Origin of the sequence: Streptomyces humi (genome assembly GCF_001005085.2) — a bacterium.
GTDB lineage: Bacteria > Actinomycetota > Actinomycetes > Streptomycetales > Streptomycetaceae > Streptomyces > Streptomyces humi.
Map to the genome: position 1 here is coordinate 91,230 of NZ_LBMU02000045.1, position 12,960 is coordinate 104,189.

At 71.4% G+C, this 12,960-nt stretch carries 10 protein-coding genes; 4 read left to right on the forward strand and 6 right to left on the reverse strand.

Annotation, left to right across the window (positions count from 1 at the left end; translation table 11 throughout):
• Position 1 precedes the first annotated feature (1 nt).
• The 3 genes from AAW13_RS21165 to AAW13_RS21185 form a co-directional block, all read right to left on the reverse strand.
• Positions 2 to 1,273 carry a sulfite oxidase gene (locus tag AAW13_RS21165; protein WP_046729421.1) on the reverse strand — a complete coding sequence of 424 codons (1,272 nt, stop codon included), beginning with the start codon at positions 1,271 to 1,273 and terminating at the stop codon, positions 2 to 4.
• A gap of 1,158 nt (positions 1,274 to 2,431) precedes the next feature.
• On the reverse strand, positions 2,432 to 3,145 hold the full coding sequence (locus AAW13_RS21180; RefSeq protein ID WP_240528671.1) for a TetR/AcrR family transcriptional regulator: 714 nt from the start codon (positions 3,143 to 3,145) through the stop codon (positions 2,432 to 2,434).
• Between the two features lie 59 nt (positions 3,146 to 3,204).
• Positions 3,205 to 4,119, reverse strand: a complete 915-nt coding sequence (locus tag AAW13_RS21185) for an NADP-dependent oxidoreductase (protein ID WP_046729419.1) — start codon at positions 4,117 to 4,119, stop codon at positions 3,205 to 3,207.
• A gap of 149 nt (positions 4,120 to 4,268) precedes the next feature.
• Between AAW13_RS21185 and AAW13_RS21190 the strand changes: the two genes are divergently transcribed.
• Together AAW13_RS21190 and AAW13_RS21195 are read left to right on the forward strand one after the other, a co-directional pair.
• The gene (locus AAW13_RS21190) at positions 4,269 to 5,363 is read left to right on the forward strand and encodes an NAD(P)/FAD-dependent oxidoreductase (RefSeq protein WP_046729418.1); all 1,095 of its coding nucleotides are present in this window, start codon (positions 4,269 to 4,271) and stop codon (positions 5,361 to 5,363) included.
• Positions 5,364 to 5,439: 76 nt separating this feature from the next.
• On the forward strand, positions 5,440 to 6,243 hold the full coding sequence (locus AAW13_RS21195) for an SDR family NAD(P)-dependent oxidoreductase (RefSeq protein WP_046729417.1): 804 nt from the start codon (positions 5,440 to 5,442) through the stop codon (positions 6,241 to 6,243).
• 66 nt (positions 6,244 to 6,309) lie between these two features.
• Here AAW13_RS21195 and AAW13_RS21200 read toward each other — a convergent pair whose 3' ends face one another.
• From AAW13_RS21200 to AAW13_RS21210, 3 genes are all read right to left on the reverse strand, one after another.
• Complete coding sequence (locus AAW13_RS21200) at positions 6,310 to 7,746, reverse strand: FAD-dependent oxidoreductase (protein WP_046729416.1); 1,437 nt, start codon at positions 7,744 to 7,746, stop codon at positions 6,310 to 6,312.
• 199 nt (positions 7,747 to 7,945) lie between these two features.
• Entirely contained in the window at positions 7,946 to 8,623 is a 678-nt protein-coding gene (locus AAW13_RS21205; protein WP_240528672.1) for a response regulator transcription factor, read from the reverse strand.
• Positions 8,624 to 8,872: 249 nt separating this feature from the next.
• Positions 8,873 to 9,364: a MarR family winged helix-turn-helix transcriptional regulator gene (locus AAW13_RS21210; protein WP_046729415.1), complete on the reverse strand. Its 492-nt coding sequence runs from the start codon at positions 9,362 to 9,364 to the stop codon at positions 8,873 to 8,875.
• 135 nt (positions 9,365 to 9,499) lie between these two features.
• Here AAW13_RS21210 and AAW13_RS21215 point away from each other — a divergent pair, with 135 nt between their 5' ends.
• Positions 9,500 to 10,960, forward strand: coding sequence for an MFS transporter (locus AAW13_RS21215; protein WP_046729414.1), 1,461 nt, complete (start codon positions 9,500 to 9,502; stop codon positions 10,958 to 10,960).
• Between the two features lie 220 nt (positions 10,961 to 11,180).
• Positions 11,181 to 12,950 (forward strand): LLM class flavin-dependent oxidoreductase, encoded by a 1,770-nt coding sequence (locus tag AAW13_RS46860; RefSeq protein WP_046729413.1) that lies wholly within the window; start codon positions 11,181 to 11,183, stop codon positions 12,948 to 12,950.
• Positions 12,951 to 12,960 lie beyond the last annotated feature (10 nt).

Genomic DNA, 12,960 nt, shown 5'->3' on the forward strand with positions numbered 1-12,960 from the left:
ATCAGAGGACAGACACCGGGTGCCGGACCACCGCGTGGAACAGGTAGCCCTGCGCGTTGAACACGGCGGTGTCCGGCTGGGTACGGCCTGCCGTGTCCGTGGCGCGCGCCAGCAAGTGCGTCGGGCCGGGCGTTCCGGGCGTCCACGGGACGGACCAGCGTGTCCAGGTGCCGGGACGCGGCCGGTCATGAAGTCGGGCGCGCCGCCAGTTCGTCCCACTGTCGGTGCAGACATCAACCCGCGCAACGACGCCCGCGCCCGACCAGGACCGTCCGTGCAGCACCTGGCTCTCCCCCGCCGCGAACGTCGCACCGCTCGCCAGCTCGAAGGCGCTCTTAATCGTCTGCCGGGTCAGCGGAGCACTGCCGTCCTCCGGGTAGGCGGGGCCGAACAGCCGGTAGAAGGTGGTGTTCCACGGCGAGTACAGCGGCCGCGCCGACACCTCGATGTCGCCGACCCACTTGATCGAGGCGATCCCCACCCACGAGGGCACGAGCACCCGCACCGGGTGGCCGTGATCGTACGGCAGCGGCTCGCCGTTCATCTCGTACGCGAGCAGTACGTCGTCCAGCGCCTTGGCCAGTGGCAGCGGGCGGCGCACCCGGCCGAGGCTCTCGCCGCCGCTGACATACTCGGCGTCGAGGCCACGGGGCTGCACGTCCACGGCGTACGGGGACAGCCCGGCCCTGTGCAGTACGTCGGCCAGGCGCACCCCGCGCCAGCGCGCGACGCCGACCGCGCCCAGCGTCCACGCGGTGCCGGTGACCGTCTCGCCCTGCTGTGTCGTGTAATAACTGCGGCCGTTCCCGGCGCACTCGACGAACGCGGTGCGGGTAACGGCGGGCAGGGCACGCAGATCGTCGTACCCGAACTCCACCGGCCGGTCCTCGGCAGGCGTGCCGCGCAGCCCGTCGCCCCACAGTCTCAGCCGCCAGTCGGCGGCGTCCAGGACCGGTGTCGCCGTGTGGTTACGGACGAAGAACAGTGCGTTGGGGGTGTGGTGGCCGGTTCCACGCAGCGCCTCCCAGCGGGTCTCGGCGTTGGTGCCGCGCTGGATGAACCACTCGGGCGGCAACGGCTTGACGATCGGCGAGTCGGCGGCGCGCGCCGGATTCCTCACGGGGAGCGCGGTGGCGGCGGCGGTCGCGGCCAGCAGGGTCAGCAGCCGGCGCCGCGTGACCCCGTCCGCTCTGGCCTCGCCGGCGAGCCACTGGCGCAGCCTGCGGCGATCGTAGGCGAACTCTTGGTGGGCGGCGGAGCCGGCAGCAGACATGGCAGTCCCATGCGTAGGCGGGGAAGAGGGGCCGGGCAGAGCGCGGCAGCCGACGCGCAGGGGAACGTCCTCGACATGCCTGCACAAACCGACAGCGCATGCGCGACGCGGCCGTCGAAGAAGAGAACCGAGAGAAAGCCGATCAGCCGGGGAGCCGACACAGCGCGGCGGCCACGCGGACGAGGTCCACGGCGCGGCGACGGGTCAGAGGCTCCGGCAAAGGCATGCCGGGATGGAAGCACGCAGTTCGGCCCGTGTCAACCAAACTGCTTTGCAGGGTAGTTGAGGCGCCCGCGACCTGGGCGGTCCCGGGCGCGTGTCGGCCGCCGTCGACGCTCTCGCAGATCAACTCGAAACGACGATCGGCCATGCCGGGATCCTGCCGACGTCACGACCGACCATCGGGGGGTTCGAGCCGGAGGGCCGCGGCGAGGGGGACTGATGCCGTCGTGGTCGTTCCTGCGGGCCGGGTGCGAGGATTCGCCCGGGACACCGGTGCCCCGCCTTCGAGCTCTTCGGCGATCGCCCCGGTCGTGGTGCCGACGGTCTTCCGCTTCGTCCCGGCTTCCCGGTCCGCGAACAGGACGCTCTGGCGATCCCCGACGGCCACCGGCCCGTACGCCCCTCACCAAAGCGGAGTCTGCCGCCCTGGCCGCCCATCTTCCCCTGCGGCACGCGGAGTTCGCCCTCTCCGAACTCGGCTACTTCCACAGCGTGACACGATCTGCGCAGAACACGAGGCCGGCACAGGAGTACTGCGTCGGCCACGCCGAGTGGTTCGGCGGAAGGCACGGCGAGCGTCTTGTCCGCCTCCTCACCAAGGAATGATCCCTGCGCCATCGTCCTGCGGGTGCAGGACGAACGCCCGCCGGGACAGCGGGGTCTGCGGGGTGCTGGATGCCGGTCCAGGCACGCCACCAGCAGGGGCGGCTCGGCGGAGGCCGCCGGGAAGGCATCACAGGGGAACCCTCTGGGTGGGTGGTCGGCGTCGCGGTGGTCACCACCGCGATCCACTGTGGGGATCGCCCCGAAGAATCCGCAGGAACTCCTCGGGGCCCACCTGTGCCGTGACCACCTCCGCACCGGCTGGTTGTGCGGCCCGGCCGTTTCCAGCCCCGGAAGCAGGTGGTCGCCGTCGGCGACGTGGTACGGATTCACTCAGTCCGTGGCCGCGGCCCCGTAGCCGTGCAGGAACGCGTCGACCGCGCGGGTGACGCAGGCGCGGACCTGTGCCGGGCTCGGGGCGCGGCTGGCGTAGGGGCTGATGGTGATCTCGGAGTTGACCAGGGCGACGAAGTGGAGGGTGGCGCGGGCGGGGCTGGAGATGTGCAGGAGGCCGGCGTCGGTGAGCTGGGAAAGGCGCCGGGAGACCTCGCTCTGGACGCGCAGGGGTCCTGCCTGCTGCCAGGTGTCGATCAGGGCGGGCGAGAAGTGCTGCACCTCGGCCTTGATCTGCCGGATCATCGCGAAGTGGTCGGGGAACTGGGTGCGTTGACCGACGAGGGCGCGGCCGAGGGCGATCAGGTCGGCGCGGGCGTCGGTGCCGGAGAGTTGTTCGGCCACCGTCGCGATGAAGGCGTCCGCGACCTGGCTGGCGCTGTCACGGACCACGTCTGAGAAGAGGTGGTCCTTGCCCTGGAAATGGTTGTAGATCGTGCGGGTGGACACCCCGGCCTCGGCGGCGATGGCCTCGATGCTGGTGCGACTGTATCCTTCGCGGCCGAAGACGGTACGCGCGCCCTGGGTGATGGCCTGGCGTTTCGCGGCCCTGCCGCCGGGTCGCCCGGGGCGCGTCGGCACGTCGGGGTCGGCGGGAGCCGGCGGTGTGGTGTTCAGGGGAGCCTCCGGTGGATCGGGTGGCCCGTCGGCCAAATTGCCATGCAAATTGCATTTTACTTCCTGGAGGGCCGAGCGGTCCGCCACTCGGGCTCTCAAGTCAAAGGCGGCATCTCCAGGACGGTCTTGCCCCGGCCGTGTCCGCCCTCCACGGCCCGGACCGCCCGAGGTGCCCGCTCGAACGGGATCACGTGCGTCACCTTCGGGTTCAGAGCGCCGGTGCGGACCAGCTCCACGACAGCGCCCAGGATCGCGGGGTCACGCACCGACCCCACCGGCGCGCCGCCGAGTGCGGCGACGGCGTCCCGGTCGGCGCCGCTCACCAGTTTCGTGCGGTCCGCCAGGAGCCCGGCACTCTCGCGCAGGACCTCTCCGCCGACCAGGTCGAGTACGCCGTCCACGCGGCCCGGCAGCCGCGCGGCGAGGCCCGGTCCGGAGGCGACGAACCGTACACCGAGTTCCTCGACGAACGCCCGCTTGTCCTCGGCCGCCGAGCCCACCACGGTCAGCCCGAGACCCACCGCGACCTGCGCGGCGGCCACGCCGACGCCTCCCCCGACGCCGGTCACCAGCAGCGTCGCGCCTGGCGGGAGGGCGAGTTGGTGTACCGCTCCGTAGCCGGTGGCGGCGGCGATGGGCAGGACGGCGGCGTCGGTCCAGGAGACCTCCGGCGGTTTGCGGACCGCCGCTCGCGCGGGCAGCAGGGTGTACTGGGCGTACCCGCCTGTCGTCGGGCCGCCGAGGACCGCGTCGCCCACGGCGAAGCCGGTGGTGCCGGGGCCCAGCGCGACCACCCTGCCTGCCGCCTCGCCGCCCATCACGGCGGGCAGCACGACGGCGGGCGCCCCGGCCGGACGGCGGCCCGAGCGGCGTTTCCAGTCCACGGGGTTGACGCCGGCCGCGTGCACAGCGAGCAGCAGGTCACCGGGGCCCGGAACCGGTCGCGGGAGGTCGGCGAAGTACTCGACCTCCGGTCCGCCGAAACGGTCGTACAGGTAGGCCATGGGCATGCGACACCTCGATGTCTCTGTCAGGCTCCGGGCATTAATTGCCATACAGATTGCACTTTACCTAGGCCGCCGGTTAGGCTTCCCGAGTGTCGGCGGAGCCCTGTCTTCCGCCGGTGGTACCGACGCGGTGAGCACAAGGAGTGCAACTTATGGGCAGCACGGTCGCGATCGTCGGCGGCGGATACGGAGGGGCCGCGCTGGCCCGTGAGTTGGACCCGGACTTCGACGTCGTCCTGATCGATCCCAAGGACGCCTTCGTCCACGCGGTGGCGGCCTTACGCGGGCTGGTCGACGAGGAGTGGGCCCAGCGGATCTACTTCGGGTACGACGGGCTGTTCACTCGGGGCCGGCATGTGCGCGCCCGCGCCGTGGCGGTGGACGCGGGAGGTGTCACCACGGCCGACGGCACGCGCATCGACGCGGACTACGTCGTCCTCGCCACTGGTTCGTCGTACCCCTACCCGGCGAAGCCGGACACCGAGGACAGCGCCGATTCCGTGCTGCGACACGCGGACACGCGGGCCGAACTCACCTCCTCCTCCCGGGTGTTGCTGCTCGGGGCCGGCCCCGTCGGACTGGAGCTGGCTGGAGAGATCACCGAGCGGTGGCCGCAGACGGAGGTGGTCGTGGTCGACCCTGCCGAGGACGTGCTGGGCGGGCGCTATCTGCCCGAGCTGCGCCACGCGTTGCGTGAGCAACTGGCCCAGCGGGGCGTACGGCTGGAGCTGGGCAGCGCGCTGACTGCCCCGCCGTCGACGCCTGCGGGGGTGCGCGGGCCGTTCTCGGTCACCACCGAGGCGGGTATCCGGATCGACGCGGACCTGTGGTTCCGCTGCTACGGGATGACGCCGCTCAGCGACATGCTGGCCGGTGAACTCGCCGCCGCACGGCGGCGGGACGGGCATGTAGAGGTCGACGAGCACCTGCGGGTGGCGGGCGCACCGAACGTGTTCGCCATCGGTGACGTCACCGCCGTGCCCGAGCCGAAGCGGTCCAAGGCGGCCACCGAACACGCCGTCACCGTCGCCGCCAACATCAGGGCGCTGGCCGCCGGGCGCCCGGTCGAACAGACCTACCGGCCGGGGCCGGATGCGGTGCTCGTGCCGCTCGGTTCGACCGGCGGCGCCTCGCAGGTGCCCGGCCCCGACGGCCCGGTCGTGCTGGGCGCGGCGGAGACCTCCGGCTACAAGGGCGCCGACCTGCTGCTCGGACGCTTCGGCGAGCTGTTCGGAGTCTCCGCCTGACCTTTCCATACACCCGACAGGACCGTGCAGCGCCGCTTCTCCGCATATCCACCCGGCTACGAGAGGTCGTTGACCGATGACGAACGGAACGCAGTCCCTGGTCGGCAAAGTGGCCGTGGTCACCGGCGGCGCGGGAGGGATCGGCGTCGCGACGGTGGAGGCGCTGGCGGTCGCGGGTGCGCAGGTCGTCCTCGCGGACGTCGCGGCCGACACCGCGAAGGCGGCCGCCGAGAAGCTGGCCGCGCAGGGACTCTCAGTGGTCGGGCACGGCGTCGACATATCCTCCGAGGCGAGCGTCGAGCGGCTGGTGGACTTCACCGTCGACACCTTCGGCGGCATCGACGTCCTGGACAACAACGCGGCGCTGACGTCCGCGATCCGGCAGGACCGGGACGTCGTGTCGATGTCGGTGGAGTTGTGGGACCAGGTCCTCGCGGTCAACCTGCGGGGTCCGATGCTGCTGTGCAAGCACACGGTTCCGGTGATGATCGAGCGCGGCGGCGGGTCGATCATCAACATCACCAGTGGCCAGGGCCTTTCCGGTGACCGGGTGATGGTCGCCTACGGCAGCTCCAAGGGCGGGCTGATCGCGCTGACCCGGTTCGTGGCCGCCGCGTACGGCGCGGAGGGCATCCGCTGCAACGCCGTCGCGCCGGGGCTGGTCCGCACGCCGGCGCTGGAGGCGGACATGCCGGTGCCGGTGCAGCAGATGTTCCAGAGCGCGAACCTGATCCCGCGCCTCGGTACTCCCGAGGACGTGAGCCAGTTGGTGGCGTTCCTCGCCTCCCCGGCCGCCTCGTTCATCACCGGGCAGGTGCTCTCCGTCGACGGCGGCTTCCTCGCCCACCTGCCGACGCTCTCGCCGCTGCCGCCGCGCTGAGGGCCCGGGATGGCCTGTGTACGGCCGGTGACGGCGGACCGCTCCGACGCGGTCCGCCGGTTCCGGTCAGCCCGTCCAGGGGGCGACGCCGGCCTCGATGACGGGTATCTGCGGCGCCCCCGCCCAGGCGTAGTAGCCGTCGGGGCGGATCAGAAGCGCCTCGTCGCCGCCGGTGCGGTGAGCGACGATCAGCCCGTTCCGCGCAAGCCCGCCCGCCTCCGTGCCCGGCGGCAGGGCCAGCACGAAACATCCCTCGCGCAGCACCTCGTACAGGCGACCGCGGTCCAGCTCCAGGTCCGGGGCGCGCTTGCCGGTCAGGCGGTGCGCGCCTCGCGGGGCGGGGTAGGAGAAGCCGATGCCGGTGATCTCGCCGACAGCTTGCCTGGTCACCGGGCGGACGTGGGTGACCACCAGCTTGCGTACGGTGCGCAGGGCGATCTCCAGCGGGTTGTGGGCCATGGCGAGGCGCAGGTTGAGGCCGCTGCTCCGCAGGACCGCCTTGCCGATGGGGTGGCGTTCGGCGTGATAGGTGTCCAGCAGCGCGTCGGCGGACCGGCCGTGGTGCACCGCCGCCAGCTTCCAGCCGAGGTTGGCGGCGTCCTGGAGGCCGGTGTTCATGCCCTGGCCGCCGGCCGGGGAATGCTGGTGGGCGGCGTCACCGGCCAGCAGGACGCGCCCGACGCGGTACTCCGGGGCCTGCCGTTCGTCACTGTGGAAGCGGGACAGCCAACGCGGGTCGTGCATCCCGAAGTCGGAACCGAAGGCCCGCGCGATGAGTTCGCGCAGCTCCTCGAACTCGACCGGCGTCTCCTCGGGTTCGCCGCGGTGCGCGCGGTCCCAGCCGCCGACCCGCCAGTAGCCGTCCCCGAAGGGGGCGATGAAACCGAACGCGCCGCCGGTGCCGTGCACCCGCACCACGAGGGGCGGTTCCTCGGTGAACTTCACGTCGGCGAGCGCGACCGACCGGATCACCACCTTGCCGGGGAAGGGCAGGCCGAGCGCCTCCCGCACCGCGCTGCGCACCCCGTCGGCGCCGACGAGATACCCGGTCCGTACGGTCGTGTCGCCGGCCTCCGTTCGCACCGACACGGTGACGCCGTCTTGGTCCTGCTCCAGACCGGCGACCTCCGTGCCGTACCGGATGACCGCGCCGTTCTCCAGGGCCCGGCGCAGCAGCAGCTTCTCCACCTCGTACTGCGGCGTGACCAGCAGGAAGGGGAACCGGGACGGCAGCGTGCCGATGTCGAACGGCACCGCCCCGAACAGCCGCAGCTCGCGAATGGTCCGGCCGGTGCGGACGAGTTCGTCGGCGAGCCCCCGGGCGTCGAGGAGTTCGAGGGTCCGGGCGTGCACGCCGAAGGCGCGGGTCAGGTTGCTGATGCCCTTCGGACGCCTCTCCAGTATGACGACGTCGACGCCGGCCGCCGCGAGATCACCGGCGAGCAGCAGCCCGGTAGGGCCTGCCCCGGCGACGACGACGGGGGACTCATGCGTGTGAGACATGCACGACTCGCTTCCATCGGCGGGAATCGGAGTCCGCCCCCCGGAGGGGTTCGGAAAACGCGGTGGAGCCGGAATCCATTTTCAGGTCTGGCATCACGCGAGTGATTTTCGGGCGGTCGCCTCGATCTATTCCGCCGCGGCGCCGAAAGTTATGGCAAAAAGGCTGCATATAGCTCTTCTCATTGCCATGTGCGGAAATTCAGGCGTGCCCCAGCCGGAATCCGACGCCGCGTACGGTGACCACCCAGCCACTGTCGCCCAGCTTTCTGCGGAGGCTGCTGACGTGGGTGTCGACGGTCCGCCGGGACCAGGAGTCGCCCCACACCTGCTGGAGCAGGCGCTTGCGCGAGATGACCGTGTCGGGGTGTGAGGCGAGCAGACAGAGGAGGTCGAACTCCTTGCGGGTCAGGTCCACGCCGTGGCCGTCCACGCAGACCTCGCGGGAGTTCACGTCGATGTGCAGCGGGCCGTGGTCGATGGCGCGGCCCTGCGTGCTCTGGATGCGCACACGCCTCATGACCGCGTCGATGCGGGCCATCAGCTCACGGAACCCGTACGGCTTGACCAGGTAGTCGTCCGCGCCGGCCTGGAGTCCGAGTACTCTGTCCAGCTCCGATCCGCGCGCGGTGACGACGATCAGCGGCACAGAACTGACGGCTCGGATGGCCTTGCACACCTCCAGGCCGTCCAGGTCCGGGAGTTCGAGCTCCATCAGGACGAGGTCCACGCTCTCGTGGGCGGCCAGGGCGACGCTGCCCCGGTCCACGGCGGCCACCTCGTGACCGTGCCTGCGCAGCCCCTCCTCCAGCGCGCAGGCCGCGGAGGCGTCGCCCTCGACGAGCAGGATGCGCCAGGCCGGGGTGCCGGGTATTGCCACGGGTGCGGGGCCCGGCAGGCGTTCGATGCACTGGTTGGATAACGGAGACCCTCGCAAGAACTCTGACGTCTGCGTCATGCTCCCCCCGTGAGGCACGTCGTCGCACGAATAAGAACTCCTGCACGATTCTACGAAACCGGGGACGCACATTCCAATCCGTCGCGGTGAATTTTCTGTTGCAGCAGTATGAAACCGCCTTCGGCTACTTGGCGCACGCAATCATCCTTACGAAATTCGGTTGCGGGTTTATCAGGAGCGTGCCCGGTCGTCGGCGTCCAGCAGTCTGCGCAACAGCGTCGTCAGCGTGTCCCGCTCCTCGGGGGTGAAGCAGCCGAGGAAGGAGTCCTGGGACTCCTGGGCCACCTGCCACAGCCGGCGCTGCAACTCGGCTCCCTCGCTGGTCAGTTCGACCAGTTGCCGACGCCGGTCGTTCCGGTCGCGGGTGCGGCGCACGAGCCCGCGCTCCTCGATCGCGTCCAGGTAGCCGCCCAGGTGGCTGCGCTGGAAGCCGAGCCGGTCGGCCAGCACATGCTGAGGCAGCGGGCCGAAGTCCGAGAGCGCGGTCAGGGTCGCGAAGTGCGGCAGCCGCAGCCCGTGCCGACCCACCGCCTCGACGAGCGCGTCGTGGCCGATCCGCGCCATGTGTCCGGCGAGGTACGACGGCAGCGCCAGCAGGCTCGGCGGGCGAGACGCGTTGTCCTGGACTGTGGCGCCCGCAGCGGATTCAGGGGTTTGGCTCATGCGTTCACGATAAGGGCATACAGTGACTGGACGTGATGATGACATCATGGAATCATTCCAGGGCGATACTAATTCGGCGCTCCATCCGTGCTCCGAAACAGCGGACCGAGGCGCCCGTCTCCGGAGGACCGCTCCATGACCGACACACCACCGCCCGGCGCACAGCGCGGCACCACCGCCCCGTTCGCCGCCCTGCTCCTGGCCGTCCTGTCCTTCTCCCTGATGCAGACGATGGTCGTGCCCGCGCTGCCCGACCTCCAGCGTGAGTTCGACGCCTCGACGACGGCCGTGTCCTGGGTACTCAGCTCCTTCCTGCTCACCGCGTCGGTGGCAACTGCCCTTCTGGGGCGGGTCGGCGACATGTTCGGCAAGCGCCGGGTGCTGATCGCCAGCCTCGCCGTCTTCGCCGCGGGCACCCTGTTAGCCGCTCTGTCCGACTCGCTCGCCCTGCTGATCGCGGCGCGCGCCGTGCAGGGTGTCGGGTCGGCCGCCTTCCCGCTGGCGTTCGGGATCGTGCGCGACCAGTTCCCGCGCGAGCGGGTACCGGTGGCGATCGGCCTGATCTCGTCCACGTTCGGCATCGGCTTCGGCGTCGGGCTCGTGATCCCCGGCCCGATCGTCGACGCCCTCGACTGGCACTGGATCTTCTGGCTCGGACTGGTCGTCATCCTGCTCGGCATCGCCGCCGTCACCGCGTTCATCCGGGAGTCCTCGGCCACCAACCCCGGACGCATCGACTGGGCCGGCGTGGTGCTGCTGAGCGCGGCTGTCGTGGCACTGCTGCTCGCCATCAGCGAGGGCAAGTCATGGGGCTGGACGTCCGGCGGGATCATCGGCCTGTTCCTCGCCGCCGTCGTGCTGCTCACGGTGTTCGCATACGCCGAGAGCAAGGTCGGCGAACCCCTCATCGACCTCGAACTGCTGCGCCGCCCCGCCGTGCTGACCAGTCACATCACCGCACTGATCATCGGGTTCGGCATGTACGGCGCGTTCACACTGGTGCCGCTCCTCGCCCAGACCCCGTCCCGGGCCGGATACGGCTTCGACGCGTCCGTCACCGAAGCAGGGCTGTTCATGGTGCCGATGGCCGTGACGATGCTGATAGCCAGCCCCCTCGCCGGGCGCATCGGCGCGGCCGCCGGCTGGAAGCTGCCGCTCGTCCTGGCCTGCCTGATCGGAGTCGTCGGCTTCGTGGTCTACGCGGGCGCGCACGACACCGAGTGGACCATGTACGTCGGCTCCGGGATCCTCGGCATCGGCGTCGGCTTCGCCTTCGCCGCCCTGGCGAACCTCGTCGTCAGCGCGGTCGACCGCAGCCAGACCGGCGAGGCGACCGGCATCAACACGATCATGCGGACGATCGGTGGCTCCCTCGGCGCCCAGATCGCCGCGTCGATCGTCGCCTCCAGGACGATCCCCGGTACCCGGGTACCCGCCGAATCCGGCTACACCACCGCGTTCGTCATGTCGGCGATCGCCCTGGGCGTCGCGACGCTGGCCGCGCTGGCGGGGCCGGGCAGGTTCTGGGGCAGGACCCCGGCGGCGGCCCCTGCGCCCACTCCTCCCGGCAAGGAGCAGTCACGGTCGGCGGCTTGAGACGGGGGGTGTGCGGGGGAACAGGCCTGGAACCGGTGGCTTCGCGGGCGGGAGGGAACGTGGCGAAACCATCGAGGGCTGGATGCGCCCCCGCACACCTCCGGACACAACTCCCACACCCCTTGCGTCAGTTGCCGACTCAATGCCCGCCTCGGCCGCCGGGAGCCGCCAGGCACCCCTCTCTCCCCCGTACCGCCGATGAACAGGAGTTGGCACCCATATGCCTGACTACGGACACGACCTCCTCTTCGGTGCTGTCCTGGTGCCGAGTACGGGGCATGCCGACGACACGGTGGCGCTGGCCCGGGTCGCCGACCAGGCGGGACTGGATCTGGTGAGCGTTCCGGACCACCCTTACCGGCCGGAACTGCTCGACGCGTGGATGGCGCTCGCGGTGATCGCCGCGTCCACCAGCCGCGTACGGGTCTTCCCGAACGTCGCGAACCTCCCCCTGCGTCCGCCCGCCGTACTCGCCCGCACCGCCGCCGGCCTGGACCTGCTCAGCGGGGGCCGGGTCGAACTCGGGCTTGGTGCCGGGGCGTACTGGGACGCCATCGCCGCCGACGGCGGACCGCGCCGGGGACCCGGCGAGGCGGTGCGGGCGACCCGCGAAGCCATCGACGTCATCCGCGCGCTGTGGGGCGAGGGCCACCGGGTACGCGTACCCGGTGAGCACTACGGGCTCGACGGCGCCGCCGCGGGCCCCGCGCCCGCGCACCCCATCGGAATCTGGATCGGCGCCGTCGGCCCCCGCATGCTGGCGCTGACCGGCGCGGCGGCGGACGGCTGGCTGCCCAGCGTCCCGCACGTACCGCCGGGCCGCCTCGCCGCAGGGCACCGGATCGTCGACGAGGCGGCGGTCACCGCCGGCCGCGCTCCCTCCGCGGTTCGCCGGCTGTACAACCTCTCACCAGGTCCGGGCGGCTTCCCCAAAGGCCCGCTCGACGCCTGGCCCGAGCAACTCGCCGCGCTCACCCTGGAGCACGGCACCAGCACCTTCCTGCTGCCCGCCCATCAGCCGGCCCTGCTCGAGGCGTTCGCCGCGGACGTGGCACCAGCGACACGGGAGCTGGTGACGGCCGAACGCAAACGCGCGCCGCACACGCCGAGTTCGGCGAACGGCTCGGGGGCGGCACGTGGCCAGGCCCGCGACGCCGGACGGCGTACGGACGGCACCCGGGCAGCCGCCGGTCAGGATGACGCCATCGACGCGCCGGCTGCCACAGGGGACGCAGGTGTCACGGATGTGGTTCGCAGGTCCGCGGCGGTGATCACCACGCAGCACAGGGCCGTCGCGGACGCGGCGGGGGGCCGGGCCGGTGTCGCGGGGCCGCGAACAGGTGCTGCCGAGGTCCCGGTCCCGACAACCTCTTCCGGGGATCCGTTGACCGTACGGCCCACTCCGCCCCCGGAGGCGTGGCGCTCCGTCGAGCGAGCCTGGGACGAGTCGACGCGCCCCGTCGGACCACCCGCGGACCCGGATCGGCGCTATCCGCGTCGCGAGCAGGAGCCGGCCCGGAACCTCGTCGCCGCGCACGACCAGCTCCGAGCCGATCTCGACCGGCTCCGCGAGGTGGCGCGCGAGGTGCTGGCCGACACCCTCGCACCAGGGGACGCACGGTCGGAGATCCAGCGGCTCAGCCTGCGGCAGAACTCCTGGACGCTCGGCGCGTACTGCGCGTCCTACTGCCGGATCACCACCCTGCACCACACCCGCGAGGACGAGGATCTCCTGCCCTACCTGCGCCGCTCCGACCCCCGGCTCGGCGAGGTGCTGGACCGACTCACCGAGGAACACCACGCCATCCACGGTCTGATCGAGCGCATCGACCGCGAACTGGTCGCCCTCGTCGGCGAGGAGAGCGGCGAGAAGGAGCGGGAGGCGCTACGGGCGGCGACGGACCTGCTCACAGACGCCATCCTGTCGCATCTGGCATACGAGGAGCGGGAGTTGATCGAGCCGATGGCCAGGTTCGGGACGGGCTGGTGAACGCCGGCCC

Excerpts from the sequence above, each read along its gene's own strand:
- AAW13_RS46860 (WP_046729413.1), top strand. The coding sequence starts at position 11,181 with ATGCCTGACTACGGACACGACCTCCTCTTCGGTGCTGTCCTGGTGCCG.
- AAW13_RS21190 (WP_046729418.1), top strand. The coding sequence starts at position 4,269 with ATGGGCAGCACGGTCGCGATCGTCGGCGGCGGATACGGAGGGGCCGCG.
- AAW13_RS21165 (WP_046729421.1), bottom strand. The coding sequence starts at position 1,273 with ATGTCTGCTGCCGGCTCCGCCGCCCACCAAGAGTTCGCCTACGATCGC.
- AAW13_RS21195 (WP_046729417.1), top strand. The coding sequence starts at position 5,440 with ATGACGAACGGAACGCAGTCCCTGGTCGGCAAAGTGGCCGTGGTCACC.
- AAW13_RS21215 (WP_046729414.1), top strand. The coding sequence starts at position 9,500 with ATGACCGACACACCACCGCCCGGCGCACAGCGCGGCACCACCGCCCCG.
- AAW13_RS21185 (WP_046729419.1), bottom strand. The coding sequence starts at position 4,119 with ATGCCCATGGCCTACCTGTACGACCGTTTCGGCGGACCGGAGGTCGAG.
- AAW13_RS21210 (WP_046729415.1), bottom strand. The coding sequence starts at position 9,364 with ATGAGCCAAACCCCTGAATCCGCTGCGGGCGCCACAGTCCAGGACAAC.
- AAW13_RS21200 (WP_046729416.1), bottom strand. The coding sequence starts at position 7,746 with ATGTCTCACACGCATGAGTCCCCCGTCGTCGTCGCCGGGGCAGGCCCT.